Genomic DNA, 16,382 nt, shown 5'->3' on the forward strand with positions numbered 1-16,382 from the left:
AGTAATGAACCAGTGAACACCGAGCGTCGATCATCGTGATCGACGACGGACGACCACTGTTCCAGCAGATCGCCGAGCAGATCGAGAGCTCGATCGTCGACGGCTCGCTGCCCGAGGACGGGCAGGTGCCGTCGACGAACGAACTGGCGGCCTTCCACCGGATCAATCCGGCCACCGCAGCCAAGGGCCTCAATCAACTCGTGGGCGAGGGGATTCTCTACAAGAAACGGGGAATCGGAATGTTTGTCACTGTCGGCGCCCGCGACGCACTCAGGTTCAGACGCCGAGAAGCGTTCGCGCGCCAGTACATCGAGCCTCTGGTCGCGGAGGCGGACCGCCTCCAAATTTCCCTCGACGAACTCAAATCCATGCTGGACGACAGGAAGGCGGACTGATGAACGCAAGCACGACAACGACCGAGCCCCATGTCAGGCGTTTCGACGAAACTGAACTCATCGCCTCGATGCGCTCCGTGGACAGAAAGTACGGAGACGTCGACGCGCTCGCGGACGTCTCGTTCGAGATCAGCCGCAACAAGATCTACGGCCTGCTCGGCCGCAACGGCGCAGGCAAGACGACGATCATGCAGATACTGACCGGGCAGGACCTGCACACCAGCGGCGACGTCAAGGTATTCGGGGCTGCCCCGTTCGAGAATGCCGACGTACTGGCGAACGTGTGCTTCGTCAAGGAAAGCCAGACGTACCCCGAAGACCTCAAGGTCAAGCACGTACTCGTCGCCGCCGGCCATCTTCTCCCGCATTGGGACCACGCGTTCGCCGAGACACTGCTCGAGGACTTCCAACTTCCCCTGTGCCGCAAGGTGAAGAAGCTTTCACGCGGCATGCGGTCGGCGTTGGGGGTAATCATCGGACTTGCCTCCCGCGCACCCCTGACGCTTTTCGACGAGCCATATCTCGGTCTCGATGCGGTTGCGCGCCAACTGTTCTACGACCGCCTACTGGCCGACTACGCCGAACATCCTCGCACTGTAGTGCTTTCGACTCACCTGATCGACGAGGTAGCGAATCTGCTCGAGCACGTGATCGTCGTCGACGCCGGCCGGATTGTCGTCGACGAGGATGCGGACACACTGCGAAGCCGCGCAGTAGTGGTAACCGGCCCCTTGGACGCGGTGGATGCTGTTGCCACGTCCGGCACCGTCCTGCACCGGGAGACGCTGGGCGCCCACAGCCGAATCACGTTGCAGGCCCATCTGACAGACACCAACCGAAACCGACTTCGGGAGGCGGGTGTCGCAGTGGAACCGGCGTCTTTACAGGAACTTGTCATCGCGACCACGACTCAGCGCAAGGAGATCACCGTATGAGCAACGCAACGACATCGCCACGGACGGTCTCGAAGGCGCCCACCCGGTCCAGGATCGGTTCCGTCCTACAACTGCACACGGTCGCGTGGCCGTTGCTGATCGCCTGGCCGGTGGGCATCCTGTTGATATCGTTCCTGATCAGCTTCACCATCTACGCGATCGTCCGGAACGATGAGGGTGAGGGGTTCACCGGCAGCGTGTTCTCCGTATACGGTTTCGTCTTGGCGTTCTACCTCCAGTCGATGACCCAGACGTTCCCGTTCGCGCTCGGACTGAGCGTGACTCGCCGCGAGTTCTTCACTGCCACCACGGTAATCGCGCTGGCACAGTCCGCAGTCTTCGCTACCGCGCTGCAACTGCTGTCCGTGGTGGAGTCCGCCACCAACGGCTGGGGTGTGCACATGCGCATGTTCGGCATCGCACGCTATTTCACCGACAACACCGCCGTACAGTTGCTCGCACTGTTCGCGACGCTGCTGCTGACCAGTTCGATCGCAATGCTGACAGGTGCTATCTACCAGCGGTGGAGAACCACCGGCCTACTCGCCTCCCTCACCGGGCTTTTCGGCTTGCTCGGCTTGTCAGCGATCCTTGTCACGTGGGCTGGTTGGTGGCCGGCGATCGGTTCGTGGTTTGTCGATACTCCCCGAGTGGTCCCAATAGCACTACTCCCCTTGGCCCTTGCCATCGCGTGCATCGCCGGAGCCTGGGCGACGTTGCGTCGCGCAACGCCGTGACCGCGGAATCATGTGCGACGCCACATGTCGCGCCGTCTGGGATTGCTCCTCGGATCAAAACCGTCTAGGCAGCTCGTCCCCCTCCCTGAGCCGGGAAGGGGACGAGCGTCGCAACAGGGTGCTATCTCGTCCCCGATTTGGTCCGCTCTACTGCCGAGCAACCCGCTCGACAAAACTCGAAGCCCGCAGCACCAGTTCATCTTTCCGATCCTGGCGCGCAGCCGCGGCATCGTAGCCGGTATAAGGGAGCGGGGGGTCGTTGCGAACATTGGCCGAGCACTGGAAGTCTCGGCAGATCAGCGTTCCGACTGTGCTGCCGCGTCGACCAGCAGGCCCGGCCAACTTGGCGCCGTAGAAGACGACCTCGTTGGGAAGTCGCGTGTCTCGGCACCAGGAACACTGGGCGCGCGACCGCGGAGTGGCCTCCGCTTGAACGAGCAAGACTCCGATGGTCTCCCCGTCGAGTGCCGGGACGATAGCGTAGGCGCGTCGGCCCATTTTCGGATCTCGCCAGCCCAGGAAATCGATAGCGTCGAAGTCGATGGTGTCGAAGCGGTCCGGCAGGGTGAGATCGGACTTCTCCTTACGACTCGCGTTGACGAGGCTGGAACGGATCGATGTATCGGTCAAAATGATCATGGGTGTATACCAATCGTGGCTCGGTGAAGGTGGGTACAGCTCATAGCCCGACCAGCACCAAGTGCTGTCGGGCCTGAAATGCGCTATCTGTTGCCGGCGAAGGCGACGCCGACAACCCCCTCACGCCCATAGGGCTTCACCGTGTACGTATCCACACCGCGATGGTAGCTACAGGTCTGCGTTACAGGCCACTCGATTTATCAGTCACGCCATACCGCCGTGAACTCGTACCAAGGTCCACCGAGGTGAGTTGCGGAGAAATCATCGAACCCCGATGGTGGGCCGCTGGGCGAGTACACCCACCCACTCGAGGTGATGAACATGCTTTTGTCGTCGATGAAGTAGACCTCATCGGGACGCACAACATGGGCTCTACTGATATCGAACTGGCCGATCTCGAGCTTTTCCACGGTCGATTCAGGCTGCTCCAGAAGACCAATCGCGATGGTCTCGAACTCTCCGCTCTTGTCGAGGAAAGTAGCCGGTGGCATCAACAACACCAGAGCGACTGCAGCGATAACGGCGATCGGAGAGGGCAGGATCGACCACGACCACCGTCGGTCTTGGCCAAGGACATAGAGGGTGCGGATCGCCCACACCAGACCGACCACGATCAAGATGAGCAGAGCCGCAGCGCTGACGAGGAAGGGATCCAACCATCTGTACTCCCCGAACGGCGAAGGCCACCAACCGTAATGCTCGCAGATCAACGCAACAAGCGGAACAACGGTGAAGGCAAGAAGAATCGGCCCTGGGGGCTTGGCGGACGCCGGAGGATCAGCTACCAACCATTCACCCAACGACTTCGGCCTTCTCATCACCCCACCGTATCTGCCGGTGATGGCAAGCCTCATCTGAACGGTAAACCTACGGAGTGGTCTGACGATTCCTCCGAAAGCACTTGCAGGACAATCTCTCCAACCATCAAAAGAATTCCGAGCACACCGATCGGCACTCTGCGCCAATCGGCAAACATGGACAATACTCATAATTCGAGCAAATAATGCGAATCGTGCGACAATCAGACGGTGAACGACACCGACAGTGGAGTTTCGCAACCGCGCCGATCGCGACTACTGAGCGTCGGCATCCTCCTCTCCGCCGCCCTGCTGTGGTCCACTCCCCTCGCCGCCGCCGCGCCCACCGAACCCGGACCGGCCAGTTGCATACCATTCGGAACCGCCCAACTGCCACCAGGTGCGCCCTCTGGTGGAGGTCGAGCCGGGTTGGCAAACCTACCGGCATTCACCAGCTCAACCGCCCCCGGCTCGGTCGAGATCCGCACGCCAATTACCCAGTTCAATCGTTTCTGGGACTTCGCGCTCGTCGACCACGACTTACTCACTCGGCCCCGAGAGCCAGGCGCATCAACGGCTGAACCGTGGCGTTTCGTGCCGATGCCGGAGTGCCTGCGCGGCCGACTGGTCGGGATATCACTGGACGACGACGAACTCGTCGCGGTCGACGACAACGGCTGGATCTACACGATGGACAACGCATCCCAGGATCCGCTGGTGTGGAACTGGACCTCGGCATGGGGTGCACCTCTGTGGAGCGGTCCCGGCCGACAACTCCCCGGAGACCGCCCGAACGGGTGGGCACTGAGCGTCTCGTCGCCGTGGGACAACCAAACTTTCACCGACGTCGCAGGACGGATTCACTTCGTCGGACTCGCCAAGATGACGATGATCCCCACGTTGACCGGGGACGGCAGCCGAATAACCTACGCGGACCCGTGGCTGCCCAACGACGACAGCTACGAGATCGGCGGTCCGCTCGGCGGACGGTTCCAGGCCGAGTCCTTGTCGGCGGCCGGGTCAACCACCTTCGTGATGAACAAGTACGGCGACATGTACACCCGCACATTTGATTTCGACTCTTCGGGTTCTGACTCGATCTTCTTCCGCTACAGCTGGGATGACCAGTCGGGCAAGCCCAGCGCACCCAACCTCGTCGCCGAAACCCTCGACCGCAGTACCGCCGCGATCCAACTGCCGGCGCCGGACTGGGTGCACCAACCCAAGATTCCCGGTGACGTCACATCCGCGATCAGTGTGCACTCCCTCGGTCCTGGCCCGAACCGGCGGGAGTTGCGCGTCGAGGGCCTCCGCGGCGCCGAATCCGGTTTCTGGCACAAGGATCTCGTCGGCGGCGACTGGGACTTCACACCGACCGGCGCGGCCCTCCTCGGCATGTCGGTCGAGAACTCGCCGACAGACCGTTCGACCGACACACTGTCCCCCACCGCACCCTGGCACCTGTCCACGACACTGCCCGCCCGCAACGGTGCCATCGACGGTCAGACTCTGATCGACATCGGGTTTCCCTACTCTGTGGTGGACCCGCGCCTACTCGACGCGATCGGCCAGCACGCACAGCCCTCCGGATACCGACTGGACGTGGACCACTTCGACCCGGTCGCCACTAGCCGGACCGCGACCGTGACTGCACCGGATGGCACGGTCCTTCCGGTCGTCCTGCACACCGCCGACGGGCTACGGATGACTCCCCGCTCGTCCGGCCTCGACGCCGATCCGCGCCACCTCGTCGGGGCAATCGAAATTCCGTCGGACGCGTTTGCGGATCGGGCATCGAACCCCGCTCTGGACGCGTTCGTACAGGACTGGATGCGCGGCAATCACATTGCGGCGATCACGCTCAGCGCCACCGACCATGACTTGGTGATCCGCTAGCCGAAACCAGCGCCGTCCTCCCTGTCGACTCGATTAGGCTCAGCAGATGGTCGAAACCACACGCGACGTGCCGGTATCCCCCGTCGACGCTGCTAGCTTCCAGCTCGGCGTGCACGTCCAGCCGTACCTCGTCACTATTGCCGGACTGCTTTCTCCGGGTGGCTTCGTCGATCGCGACGGTCGACCAGATCTTGCGCGTCTTCATGGCACACTCGCCGCTCACATCGCCAAGGAGCCGTTACTTCGGCAGCGACCGATCATGCGGAATGGGTCATGGTGGTGGACTGACAACGACATCGACGTCGACCTCCATGTCTCACTGGACGAACGCGGTCCCACCGAACCCGACTTCGAAGCGATCTGCAGTCGACTCGTGATGCTGCCCCTCGCCCCCTCCCGACCCCTGTGGCACATCGCAGTGGTTCCCGCAGCTCGACCGGGGCAGTGCGGCATCGTCATCCGAGTCCATCACGCGGTACTCGACGGTGCCAGAGCCAGCGAGCTTTTCGAACGACTCTTCACCTCGGCTCCACCGACAAAACAACCAAGCACGGGCAACTCACCAAGGACGAAGATCCGTCCGACTCTCGAACTCCGCGATCAGAAGAAAGCCAGCCCCGGGGATCTTCTCCGATTTCGAATGGGGACGTTCCTACACCGGCCGATCCGGTCGCGGGCGCTCCTGGGCACCATCGGCCCCACGAGATCGATCTCGTCCGTCAACGTCGGCACCTCGTTGATCGAGCGTGGTGCGCAAAAGGCTGGAGGCACATTGAACGACGCCTATCTCGTTGCTGCGGGCGCCGGACTGCGATTCATCCTCGAAGATTGCGGTGAACACATTCCCAAGTCGATCGCGGTGTCGGTCCCCGTCGCAGTCAGCGCGATCGGTGACGCACGCAATGCCGTCGGGTTCATGATCATCGACCTCCCACTTCTCGAAACCGACCGAGAACGCGCCGTCGCGATCGTCGCGAAGCAAACCGCTGCGGCAAAGCCGTCCGCACGCGCAGCGGGAACAACATTTCGGTCACCACGTATGGCCCGCATTTTCGACAGGCTCGCGAAGCGCCAGCACATGATCGGTGCAGTGGTGTCCAATGTCCACGGACCGCGTGGCCCGCTCACGCTCGACGGGGCAACGCTCGTCGAACTCTGGCCGTTGGGCCCGTTGGCCGGCAATGTTCGAGTCGGATTCACCGCAGCGTCCTACAACGACAGATTCTGGATCGGAATCCAGACAGATGCCGAGCATCTCCCTCCTGCACACAGGATCGCACAAGCCGTCGAACGGACTCTCAACGAAATAGCCAGCACCGCAACCTGACTGGATCTAACCGAGGATTTCGTGGATCACAATGCCATCGAGCCGCTATCCGATTTACCCCGCCGCTTGGACGACGGATACTGTCGAGAGGTCTCGACTACAACTCGAGTCAGACGAGCCGGCAAGCCGGTGTCATCACGACACGATCGTCACGAGGGAGGCGAAAGATGTTCACACCTGCAGAATTCGGCAAGGTGTCGGTATTGGTTCCAGAGAACGGTGGTGCCGTCCCCTACGGAAACACCGTGGTGGTGCACGGATCCGAAAGCACTCTCGTCATCGACCCCTCACTCTCCCTCGACCGAGATCCCGTAGGTGCAGACCTGGCGTTCATCAGCCACGGCCACGAGGATCACATCGCCGGCCTCCATCATTTCGACGTGCCGACGTTCGCACACCACCTCGACGCGCCCTCGGTCGCATCACTCGAAACATTGCTCGACAACTACGGCCTCCGCGCAGACGAACGAGCAGAGGTCCGACTATCGATAGCAACGCAGTACGGCATACCTCCGATGCACGAGAACGTGGCGGGGATCGCGGACGGCCACATCTTCGAGCTCGGTGACCGCACGGCGACGGTCATTCATTTGCCGGGGCATACGCGCGGGCACTGCGGTGTACTCGTCGAACCCGACGGCTTCTTCTACGTCGCCGACATCGACCTCACCTCCTTCGGCCCGATGTACGGCGATCTGGGTAGCAGCGTCAACGACTTCCTCGACTCCATCGACCACGTCGCAATGATCGACGCACGCTGGTACGGAACTTTCCACCAGAAAGGCGTGGTCGAGGGCAGCGACGAGTTCCGTCGCCGGTTGACCGCCTACCGTGAGAAACTGCTCAGCCGTGAAGAACGTCTCGTTCGATTCCTCAGTGAACCAAAACGCTTGGAAGACATCGTCGCCCATCGACTCGTCTACCGCCCCCACGTCGCCGCCCCTTACGTCGACGCAGTCGAACGACGAACAGCACAGCTGCACCTCGAACGACTCATCGCCTCCGGCGCCGTCACCACAGACGAAGACAAGGTGTTCCGGCGTGCCCTCTGACGTTCGAGCAGGCAGCGCGCCGTTCAACGATCACTCGTAGGATAATCGTCGACATGAATTGGGACAGTTCCACGGAAGTCGGATGGTTCGTCAAGCTTGCCGAAGATGGCTCTGCCGTAGCCATTTTCGATCCAGCGGGAAGTCTGTACGGCAAAGTGTCCCCCAGGCACCCGGACGAGGGCGATCGAACTCCCGGTAGACGGAAGCCGAAATCGTCGGTTGCCGATCGAGACCGACATGTACTCACGTTCCGCAAAGGTCACCCCGCAACACTTCACTTGGCCGACGGAACGATCGGAACCGTGACTGATGAGAAGCGCGGGGCCATGCGCAGAAAGAACAAGCGATGTGAGGTCGACATCTCCGGTCGGACGTACATCTTCACGCATTCCTCGAGCCGGAGAGCGACGGCCCTGCGCGACGGAATCGCTCTCGCACATATGGCCCGCGGGCGCTGGTCCAACCGAAACAACGTCACTCGGAAAACTGTGTCGCTGGCCGATGCCCTCGACGAATGCGTGCTGACGATATTCCAGAAAGTAGTCACACCGGGCCGTACCGGCGCGCTGGATCAGGTGATCTCCGACCTCAGTAACATCTGAGACAGCGGTGCCGACAGGGATTGACCCCTCCCTCACCCGCTGTCACTCGAGACACTGGCTCTACATCTACGAGGTCCCCGCCCCTCAGAACTCGAAATCCTCAACACCGACGCCGGGGCACCAATCGGCGCGAGACGAAGAATCGTCCGAAATGGGCGAAGCAGGACGAAACACTCACACAATCAGGACGAAGCTATCCGACGCCGGCCAATCGTGACACGTACGGTAGAAATGTAAACGTCAGTGATCTTACGACGGTTACCGGCCTCGTCGGTCCCCTCAATTGTGTGGCCGTCGAGGTCGCCTCGTGTCAATGCCCCCATGAAAGCGATTGCAGAAGATGACTTCTGACAGGCGCCGAGACTGATCCGAGGCGTCTTTCGATTCGAGACCAGCCCACAAATCAGCGCAGCAACCCGAACCAACGCCTCTTCCGTCTTGACTCTTGTTCACAAATCTCCCCTCCCCCAGCAGTGCAAGGTTGGAGAGCATTTCCGTTCGTACACAGACAAATTGGCCTCCGACCGAGTCGTGTCCGCCGGCACGGTAGTGTCGTTGCCCTCCATCCGACTCTCGACGCGACTGATGCGGCCGTTGTGGTGTCCACTCACGACCGACAGATGATCCGTGACACGAACTCGTGGAACACCCTCACCCTGCCGTAATCCCGGCGAAGTGAACGCATGTCCGGCCGTCAGGATTCTGCCGTTCGACCAACTGCATTGACTACCTCCCGGTAACAACATTGTGAGCCTTGACACATCCGCAACCCACTCAATACTGTTCAGCGGACGATAGTCGTCTCTAATTCTACCTACTTCCGAATCCCGATAAGAAGGACGCGAGAACCGATGCCTAGCAACCCAACCAGCAATGAATACGCCACCAAGGGGTGCCAGTGACCGAACCGAACATTCAGTCGAACCTTGCGGTGTCCCCACGCCAAGTCGGAGGACTCGCAGCCGTTGGCTTCCTCGCATTTTCCGAAGTCACCAGCGGAATGCTGCAGTCGTGGTACATACCACTCATACCGCAAATTGGACAGAGGCTCGACGTCAATCCAGCGCAACTCAACTGGGTACTGGCTTCATACCTACTTTCGACCGTCATCTGCGTACCCGTGTTGGCCAAACTGGGCGACAGATACGGCCACCGGCGCATGGTCCTATTTGTCCTTGGCACAGTGACCGTCGGAACGCTCCTGACAGCGATAGCACCATCATTTGGAATCTTCTTGTTGGGCAGAATCATCCAAGGAACGCTGGGGGCACTGCTCCCACTCGAGTTGGCAATTCTCCGAGAACGAGCGGGCGCCAGTTCAGGACGCGCAATCGGAATACTTGTCGGGTGCCTTGGTGCCGGAGGAGCGGCGGGGAACCTTTTGGTCGGAGTCCTCGGAGCTCATGCCGACCTGACTCTTGTCCTCTTCGTGCCTGCCGCACTGGTACTGGCAAGCCTTGTGACCATTGCCAGGTTTGTGCCCGAAACCACCACTCGTGCGACAGGGTCCATCGACTGGACAGGTGCGGCAATACTGGGTACCGGCCTCGCGGCCTTCCTCGTCGGGATAAGCAATGGAAGCAAACTGGGGTGGACCTCTACAACGACCCTGATGTCAATTGGCGGCGGCTTGGCACTACTTGTCGCGTTTGTTGTACTCGAGAAGAAAATCAGCAACCCGTTGGTCGACTTGACATTGTTGACGAAGGGAGGAGTCGGATTCCTTCTAGGACTGACAGCATTATTCGGATTGCAGTTCTACGGAGCCGCCACTGTTTCTACACTGTATTTTGCATCCAAACCCGAGATCGTCGGCTACGGATTTGGCCTCGACTCGATGGGCATCGGACTCGCGATAACCCCAGTACCCCTCGCCATCATGATTTCGTCGTCGCTCGCCGACAGCCTCGCGCGACGATTCGGGACTCGAACGGTGCTGCAGATGTCGGCTCTTCTGATTTCCATTTGGTTTGGAGGGTTGATCGTATTTCGACACAGTCTGACGGGCTTCATTTCGATGGGATTGATCGGCGGTACCGGAATCGGACTATTCGTTGCACTGCTTCCCGCACTTGTAATTTCTCGCGCACGCCCGGAAGACTCCGGGATCGCGGGCGCTCTGTACAACACCTCTCGAACGGTAGCCGGGGCAGCCGCTGGAGCGATGTGCGCTGCGATCATGTCCGGCATGGTGATCAGTGGGTCGAAAATTCCCAGTGAGACTGCGTTCCTGACGATCTGGTCCGCCTGCATCGGCGTGGGTGTTCTCATCTTTGTGCTGGTCCCACTTCTCAACAAGCTAGGCGGAAAGGCCTACCAACCGGACCTGCCGGAGCAAGTGGCCGACATTCCGGTCCGAGAATCATCCTGATACTGCCTACGAGATTTCCGCCGTCAGACGGGGATTCTCTGGCACCGCAAGGGATGGCGCGTGGCATGATAGGCCGATGTCACGCGCCATCCCGCAACCGTCTGGCCGTGGGCGACCAAGCGATCCAGAGATAGAAGCACGTCTTCTATCCGCGACGCTGGAGTTGTACGGCGATCTTGGATGGGCAAGGCTGAATCTGGACTTGATTGCGCGACACGCCAAAGTCGGAAAAGCAGCCCTCTATCGACGATGGCAGACAAAAGAACAAATAATGACAGCAGCGCTGCGATCCAGCAAAATGTCCGTGGCCGACTTCGATACCGGAACCCTTCGCGGGGATCTGGTCGCTATCGGCCAAGTAACGGTAGAGCGGTTGCTCGGCGAACATGGTTCGGCACGAATGCGAGCCATGATCGACGCTAAAATATTCCCAGAACTCTTCGAGGGCGACATCGCTGAATTCCGCAATGAAAGTATCGTTGGCGGTCGGGAAACCATATTTCGCGCAATCGAACGCGGAGAGATTTCCAAAGGCACATCACCAGCTTTGATACTCGATGCCGTGGCAGGAACAATCGAGCACCGTTTCCTGATGACGCCGATGTCTAAAATCAAAGAGTTCGAATCCAGCGCGGATAAATACATCGAATCAGTGGTCGACCTCGTTCTCGGCGGCCTCAAGTTCAACAGCAGTTCTACTGAAACATAATCTCGAGTTGTAGAAAAAAACTCGACCGAACCGGGAGCCGACCATGTCAGCCCCCGCTTGGTCCAATCTCCGGTTAGCGTTGAGAGCCGATCGTTGCCGACCCGCCGGCAGAAAAGAATTGAGAAGACTGTGGAAACACCAAAGCACAGAAACGTCACACCACTGAGATGGTCAGTGAAAGAGTCATTGCTGCAATACGTTCGAGCACTTGGCGAGATTACATATGTGTCTGCCGTAGTCGAGGAGAATGACGAACTGATCTGGCCATTCGTCGCAGATCGTCATGAACCCGATGGGACTCGGATCGCCCAGTACAGCGGCGAGATCCACCTCCGCGCGCACGACGGACTCCTGGATATCGTCATCGCCGATCCCGAGGTTCTCCTGACCGAGGCGCAGGGGCAATTGAGCGTCAGGACGACCCTTGACGGGTCGGAACGCATCGTGATTGCGACCCTCGACAGCGTCGAGAACTCAGAATCAGCCGTGCAGGCCCAGGTGCGGGTAACTGCCGCAGGTTCGATGGTGTTCGGCGCCAATTACCCTTCGGGAACAAAGCTTTCGCCATTGACAATCGGGGTTGGCTCACGCTGACAGAATGAGGATGGTCACCGCGGCTCACCGATACCGTCCAGGACCAGGAACTCGATCTTCCGCAGTTCGTCGTCCGCGTCGAAGTCGTTGTCGCGGGCGGCGATTCGGCTGATCAATTCCACCATGGTCGAATGGATTGTCTGGGACAGGAATGCACGCGGGTCGGAAGCATTCATCACGTCGGCACTGTTCATCTGAATCTGCGCCGTTGTCGTACGTCGCCCCAGAAACACGCGCGGAACCCGAAGTCCGGTCGGGTCGGTCACCACGGTGATGTCTCCACCAACGACGACGAACAGGTCGAAGTCGTACTGGAACTCCACACTTCTCATTCGGTTCCGGAGCCGAACCAACTCCTCGATGAAGTCTGGCGGTATCGAGGGCCCACCGAACACCGTTCTGAACGAGATCCTGCGAGTATCCATGGTCGAAACACTAGGACATATCTGTGACCTGGCCTTCGAGCAAGCGCTCGCCGAAATCACCTGACGACGCTCCCCCGATTCCAACTCGAACTATCGATCCTGAGTTTCGGGATCGAGTCCCATTCCACCCTCTTCTCCCGCGTCAATTGTTTGGGCGTAGCCCGCGGCATACTGCTCCAACGCGACGGTCGCATCTGCTTCACCCGCCCACTGGTCCGGCACCTCGAGCCCGTCGCTCGTCGTTCGCGACACCCGCGCGGTGGAGAACTCGACGACGGTGCGGGTGAAGGAGCACCGCAGGAAGCTCGAGGATGGGGAGAATCGCGCGGCGCCGAAGGTGCAATCTACGAAAGACGTGTCCGAGAACTGCGCACCGGTCAGGTCCGCGCCGTCGAATATGCAGCGCTCGAACACAGTATTGGGCACTGACCTGAGCCGCAGTGCTTTCGCTCCGGTGAAATCGCAATCGACGATCTGCGGCCCCAGAGCCAGACGGGAGAGCGTGGCACCGCGGAAACTGCACCGCTCGAATCTGCGATTGATGCGCGGCTGACCGGTCAACATGGCGAAATCGAAACGGCAGTCGAATAGTTCGGACTCGAAGACTGACAGTGCACCCTTGACGAAGCTCAGGTCGATGCGTTCCAGAGTGAGGAATCTGATGTCGATACCACCGCTACCTGCCGTCAGGCCACGCAAATCCACCAACCCGTCGGCAGTCTCCGTCCATGGCGAGGTGAGCGCGTGAGGTGGCTTGACGATCCGCGACTGATCAAGCAACTCTGCCCGTAATTTCTCGACATCCTCGTCTGACCAACGGCGACGCAGAACACTGATGTCGGTTCGCTTCACAGCGGTCCCGCTGAATGAAGTATCAATCGAGATCGACCTTCCGTACGTGCGTATTTGCCACATCAAGTTCGATTTCCTGTGCATTGGCTAATCGCAGCGTCGGCACAGGATCTCCCGTCGTGTCGTCGATCAACGTCGAAAATGGTTCACCGTCGTCGAACGCGTGGCGCTCGCCCCACTGACGCAAACTCACGATCACGATGAATAGATCCGCGCCACGTGCGGTCAAGACGTACTCGTTCCTGGTCCCCTGTTCGTTTGCTCGAACCTCCAGGATTTCCTGTTCGACAAGGCTCCGCAGCCTGTCGGTCAGAATGTTCTTCGCGATGCCGAGGTTGCGCTGAAACTGACTGAATCTACGCGCCCCGTCGAAGGCATCTCGCACGATCAGCAGCGACCAGCGGTCCCCGATGATGTCGGCTGCTCTGGCCACCGGGCAGTGAGAGTCCGTCCACTGCATGCGATCAGCCATCAAATTCCTCTTTGGTTGCGTTTTGAAACCGATATGACATAGCCTTCAAATGGTATCAAAACGCAACCAAATGGAGTGAAAGTGGTCAATCATGCCGCGCACGAGGCCGCGCCGACCAGGCACGGGATGCCTCACAGACTGCGCATCCTTTTGGCTGTCCTCTGCGGGGTCTCGGTAGCAAACATTTACTACGCACAGCCACTTCTCGGCCAAATCGGGGCGGACCTGTCACTTCCAGCGGCCGGTCTCGGACTAGTCGTTGCACTCGCCCAACTCGGCTACCTCGCAGGGCTGATCGTGCTGGTGCCACTGAGCGACCTGGTGGACCGCAAGAAACTGATCGCACTCCAGATAGGCTCTGCCGCAACGGGAATGATGCTTGTCGCATTTTCCACCACGAGTCTTCAACTGTTGATCGGCATCACTGTCGCAGGCGCATTCTCAGTCGTCGTCCAAGTCATAGTTGCCTACGCCGCAGCAATCAGCCACCCGGAGGAGCGGGGCGCAAACATCGGCGTCATCACCAGTGGCGTCGTGGTGGGCATCATCCTCGCCCGCACCGTGGCGGGACTGGTTGCCGATCTGGCCGGCTGGCGGGCGGTCTATTCGGGGTCTGCCGTTCTCTCTCTTCTGATCGCCGCGGTCGCTTTGGCGATGTTGCCGAAAGACGTGTGCCCACGACGGAATAAGAGCAGTTACGCGCGGGCAGTCGGGTCAGTCGTGACGTTGACAACTACGAACCGAGTATTCCGCACCCGGGCGCTGATCACCCTGTTCCTCTTTGCGTCCTTCGGTGCATTGTGGAGCGGTATGACCCTGCCACTGAGCGAGGAACCGTGGCGATTGTCCACAACACAGATCGGGCTGTTCGGCATAGCCGGACTTGTCGGCGCACTGGGTGCAATCAGCGCCGGCCGATGGGCAGACGAAGGCAAGTCGCAGCGCGTCACCGGCTTGTCCCTGATCGTTCTCGTACTCTCGTGGGTGCTGAGCGCGCAGGCTACGCACTCTCTTGTTCTGCTCGCGATCGGCGTGATTGCATTGGACTTCGCCGTCCAGGCTGTACACGTCACAAGTCAGAATCTCATCGTCGCCCATGCACCGGAATCAGCCGGCCGCATCATCGGCAGCTACATGGTGTTCTATTCGCTGGGCAGCGCAATCGGAGCGATCTCCACCACCATGGTCTTCCATGTATCGGGTTGGGGTGCTTCGAGCGCCGTCGGGGGCGGGTACGCTGCCGCTGCATTGATCGTCTGGATCGTCGACCTGACGCGCACATCACGGGCACGAAAACAGCCGGGCCGCAACACGGCCCGGCTGCAGAGTTCTCACGCACCAACTGGGATTCCGGATGAGCGCAACTACTGGACCTGATCGAGCACCAGTCGTCCACCCTCACTCGGCATCGAATCCTCCACTGTTACAGAGTGATTGCGTCTCCCACGAAGATCTGATCGGGATTGACAATCTGTGGGTTCATGTCCCAAACCTGCTGCCAGGTGAGCCCACGTTCGGCACCGAGGCCGAACAACGTATCCCCTGCCGCAACGGTCACCACTTCGCCCGACGCCTGAGAGTTGATCTCCGGAATGCTCTCTGCCGGTGAAGATTCGAATGATGCAGACTCGACTACCGGATCCGGCACAGATTCGGGTACCACTTCGGGCTCGGGTGCAGGTGCAGGTGCAGGTGCAGGTGCAGGAACAATGCTCGAGCCGGTGTCGCACGCGCCGACCGAACTCAGGAAGGTCATGGGATCGACGGCACCGCCATTGTGAATCCGCAGATGCAAGTGTGGCCCGGTGGAACTGCCGGTGTTGCCCGTTGCCCCGATCTGATCGCCTACCTCGACATGCTGCCCCACACCGACCCATGTTTCGGAGAGGTGACCCATCTGAATCTGCGCGCCCGAGTCCGCTTCCAACTGGATGTATGTTCCGTATCCACCCGGATCGTTCGGTCCTGCAACCGAAATAGTGCCCGACGTCGGTGCGTGGAGTACGGTGCCTACGTTTACGGCGAAGTCGACGCCGTCATGTCCTGCATGGAAGCCCTGTGACAGCGCCCCGTCTACCGGCCACTCCCAGTTACAACTCGCCGACCAACCTTGCGCACCGGCGATACCTGCATTGACGACCGCTCCGGCACCCACAAGAGCACTCACGCCCGCAGTAGCAGCGATGAATCGTTTCGTGTTGGAACGCATGGGTTTTCTGTGCTTACTCATTTTTTCCTTGACTGATGTGATCGGAGCAGGTGCAACGCTCTACCTGCAGGCAGCACTCGGTACGTGCTGAGCGGTACGGCAGACAGCACCGACTCCGTTGGAGTGAATTTTTCGGAATGCGCCACGGCGATAACCAGAGCGACAACTCTTGCGACAGCGGGACGCATGGGTACTGATCGAAATGTCGAGAATCCGACGAGCTCGTGGATCTTCGACGGCATGGTCTGTGGCACGGAAACGGCCACAACAGCGAACACCTGAGTGCGCTAGCTCGCATCACGGACCACACTGTGGTGCGCTCATCCTGTGCGCCGCGGACTTGTCACGCGGGTGGACGGAGAGCAGGTCC

17 protein-coding genes are annotated in these 16,382 nt (G+C 60.0%); 11 read left to right on the forward strand and 6 right to left on the reverse strand.

Annotated elements, in window-relative coordinates:
- Positions 1 to 35: 35 nt before the first annotated feature.
- The 3 genes from ACWF6P_RS18980 to ACWF6P_RS18990 are packed head-to-tail and all read left to right on the forward strand — an operon-like array spanning position 36 to position 2,067.
- Complete coding sequence (locus tag ACWF6P_RS18980) at positions 36 to 395, forward strand: GntR family transcriptional regulator (protein WP_378548251.1); 360 nt, start codon at positions 36 to 38, stop codon at positions 393 to 395.
- Positions 395 to 1,330 (forward strand): ABC transporter ATP-binding protein, encoded by a 936-nt coding sequence (locus ACWF6P_RS18985; protein ID WP_452622055.1) that lies wholly within the window; start codon positions 395 to 397, stop codon positions 1,328 to 1,330. Before ACWF6P_RS18980 ends, ACWF6P_RS18985 begins: the two co-directional genes overlap by 1 nt.
- Positions 1,327 to 2,067 (forward strand): ABC transporter permease, encoded by a 741-nt coding sequence (locus ACWF6P_RS18990; RefSeq protein ID WP_452622056.1) that lies wholly within the window; start codon positions 1,327 to 1,329, stop codon positions 2,065 to 2,067. Before ACWF6P_RS18985 ends, ACWF6P_RS18990 begins: the two co-directional genes overlap by 4 nt.
- Positions 2,068 to 2,214: 147 nt before the next feature.
- On the opposite strand, the gene ACWF6P_RS18995 is transcribed toward ACWF6P_RS18990, so the two are convergent.
- Together ACWF6P_RS18995 and ACWF6P_RS19000 are read right to left on the reverse strand one after the other, a co-directional pair.
- Complete coding sequence (locus ACWF6P_RS18995; protein ID WP_452622057.1) at positions 2,215 to 2,706, reverse strand: FBP domain-containing protein; 492 nt, start codon at positions 2,704 to 2,706, stop codon at positions 2,215 to 2,217.
- A gap of 200 nt (positions 2,707 to 2,906) precedes the next feature.
- Positions 2,907 to 3,524, reverse strand: coding sequence for a DUF1109 domain-containing protein (locus ACWF6P_RS19000; RefSeq protein WP_452622058.1), 618 nt, complete (start codon positions 3,522 to 3,524; stop codon positions 2,907 to 2,909).
- A 210-nt stretch (positions 3,525 to 3,734) separates the two neighbouring features.
- On the opposite strand from ACWF6P_RS19000, the gene ACWF6P_RS19005 reads away from it, so the two are divergent.
- The 7 genes from ACWF6P_RS19005 to ACWF6P_RS19035 all read left to right on the forward strand — a co-directional run bounded on the left by ACWF6P_RS19005 (position 3,735) and on the right by ACWF6P_RS19035 (position 12,054).
- Positions 3,735 to 5,399, forward strand: a complete 1,665-nt coding sequence (locus ACWF6P_RS19005; protein WP_452622059.1) for a hypothetical protein — start codon at positions 3,735 to 3,737, stop codon at positions 5,397 to 5,399.
- 46 nt (positions 5,400 to 5,445) lie between these two features.
- On the forward strand, positions 5,446 to 6,726 hold the full coding sequence (locus ACWF6P_RS19010; RefSeq protein WP_452622060.1) for a wax ester/triacylglycerol synthase domain-containing protein: 1,281 nt from the start codon (positions 5,446 to 5,448) through the stop codon (positions 6,724 to 6,726).
- 167 nt (positions 6,727 to 6,893) lie between these two features.
- Positions 6,894 to 7,778 carry an MBL fold metallo-hydrolase gene (locus ACWF6P_RS19015; protein WP_452622061.1) on the forward strand — a complete coding sequence of 295 codons (885 nt, stop codon included), beginning with the start codon at positions 6,894 to 6,896 and terminating at the stop codon, positions 7,776 to 7,778.
- Between the two features lie 53 nt (positions 7,779 to 7,831).
- On the forward strand, positions 7,832 to 8,380 hold the full coding sequence (locus ACWF6P_RS19020; RefSeq protein ID WP_452622062.1) for a hypothetical protein: 549 nt from the start codon (positions 7,832 to 7,834) through the stop codon (positions 8,378 to 8,380).
- 898 nt (positions 8,381 to 9,278) lie between these two features.
- Positions 9,279 to 10,751, forward strand: coding sequence for an MFS transporter (locus ACWF6P_RS19025; protein WP_452622063.1), 1,473 nt, complete (start codon positions 9,279 to 9,281; stop codon positions 10,749 to 10,751).
- Between the two features lie 76 nt (positions 10,752 to 10,827).
- On the forward strand, positions 10,828 to 11,460 hold the full coding sequence (locus tag ACWF6P_RS19030; protein ID WP_452622064.1) for a TetR/AcrR family transcriptional regulator: 633 nt from the start codon (positions 10,828 to 10,830) through the stop codon (positions 11,458 to 11,460).
- A gap of 174 nt (positions 11,461 to 11,634) precedes the next feature.
- Positions 11,635 to 12,054, forward strand: coding sequence for an HtaA domain-containing protein (locus tag ACWF6P_RS19035; RefSeq protein ID WP_452622085.1), 420 nt, complete (start codon positions 11,635 to 11,637; stop codon positions 12,052 to 12,054).
- Positions 12,055 to 12,068: 14 nt separating this feature from the next.
- On the opposite strand, the gene ACWF6P_RS19040 is transcribed toward ACWF6P_RS19035, so the two are convergent.
- The 3 genes from ACWF6P_RS19040 to ACWF6P_RS19050 all read right to left on the reverse strand — a co-directional run bounded on the left by ACWF6P_RS19040 (position 12,069) and on the right by ACWF6P_RS19050 (position 13,803).
- The gene (locus tag ACWF6P_RS19040; RefSeq protein ID WP_452622065.1) at positions 12,069 to 12,479 is read right to left on the reverse strand and encodes a hypothetical protein; all 411 of its coding nucleotides are present in this window, start codon (positions 12,477 to 12,479) and stop codon (positions 12,069 to 12,071) included.
- Between the two features lie 90 nt (positions 12,480 to 12,569).
- The gene (locus ACWF6P_RS19045) at positions 12,570 to 13,331 is read right to left on the reverse strand and encodes a pentapeptide repeat-containing protein (protein WP_452622066.1); all 762 of its coding nucleotides are present in this window, start codon (positions 13,329 to 13,331) and stop codon (positions 12,570 to 12,572) included.
- 22 nt (positions 13,332 to 13,353) lie between these two features.
- Positions 13,354 to 13,803, reverse strand: a complete 450-nt coding sequence (locus ACWF6P_RS19050; protein WP_452622067.1) for a winged helix-turn-helix transcriptional regulator — start codon at positions 13,801 to 13,803, stop codon at positions 13,354 to 13,356.
- Positions 13,804 to 13,884: 81 nt separating this feature from the next.
- Between ACWF6P_RS19050 and ACWF6P_RS19055 the strand changes: the two genes are divergently transcribed.
- Positions 13,885 to 15,180: an MFS transporter gene (locus ACWF6P_RS19055; protein WP_452622068.1), complete on the forward strand. Its 1,296-nt coding sequence runs from the start codon at positions 13,885 to 13,887 to the stop codon at positions 15,178 to 15,180.
- Positions 15,181 to 15,226: 46 nt separating this feature from the next.
- Here the strand turns inward: ACWF6P_RS19055 and ACWF6P_RS19060 are convergent, their stop codons facing one another.
- Positions 15,227 to 16,012 (reverse strand): peptidoglycan DD-metalloendopeptidase family protein, encoded by a 786-nt coding sequence (locus ACWF6P_RS19060; RefSeq protein WP_452622069.1) that lies wholly within the window; start codon positions 16,010 to 16,012, stop codon positions 15,227 to 15,229.
- Between the last annotated feature and the right edge of the window lie 370 nt (positions 16,013 to 16,382).

The sequence above is a fragment of the Rhodococcus sp. NPDC055024 genome, from assembly GCF_053608585.1.

Bases quoted from the DNA above. Each gene is read 5' to 3' on its own strand.
- ACWF6P_RS19000 (WP_452622058.1), bottom strand. From the start codon at position 3,524: ATGAGAAGGCCGAAGTCGTTGGGTGAATGGTTGGTAGCTGATCCTCCG.
- ACWF6P_RS19015 (WP_452622061.1), top strand. From the start codon at position 6,894: ATGTTCACACCTGCAGAATTCGGCAAGGTGTCGGTATTGGTTCCAGAG.
- ACWF6P_RS18995 (WP_452622057.1), bottom strand. From the start codon at position 2,706: ATGATCATTTTGACCGATACATCGATCCGTTCCAGCCTCGTCAACGCG.
- ACWF6P_RS19060 (WP_452622069.1), bottom strand. From the start codon at position 16,012: ATGCGTTCCAACACGAAACGATTCATCGCTGCTACTGCGGGCGTGAGT.
- ACWF6P_RS19020 (WP_452622062.1), top strand. From the start codon at position 7,832: ATGAATTGGGACAGTTCCACGGAAGTCGGATGGTTCGTCAAGCTTGCC.
- ACWF6P_RS19050 (WP_452622067.1), bottom strand. From the start codon at position 13,803: ATGGCTGATCGCATGCAGTGGACGGACTCTCACTGCCCGGTGGCCAGA.
- ACWF6P_RS19030 (WP_452622064.1), top strand. From the start codon at position 10,828: ATGTCACGCGCCATCCCGCAACCGTCTGGCCGTGGGCGACCAAGCGAT.
- ACWF6P_RS19040 (WP_452622065.1), bottom strand. From the start codon at position 12,479: ATGGATACTCGCAGGATCTCGTTCAGAACGGTGTTCGGTGGGCCCTCG.
- ACWF6P_RS18990 (WP_452622056.1), top strand. From the start codon at position 1,327: ATGAGCAACGCAACGACATCGCCACGGACGGTCTCGAAGGCGCCCACC.
- ACWF6P_RS18985 (WP_452622055.1), top strand. From the start codon at position 395: ATGAACGCAAGCACGACAACGACCGAGCCCCATGTCAGGCGTTTCGAC.
- ACWF6P_RS19010 (WP_452622060.1), top strand. From the start codon at position 5,446: ATGGTCGAAACCACACGCGACGTGCCGGTATCCCCCGTCGACGCTGCT.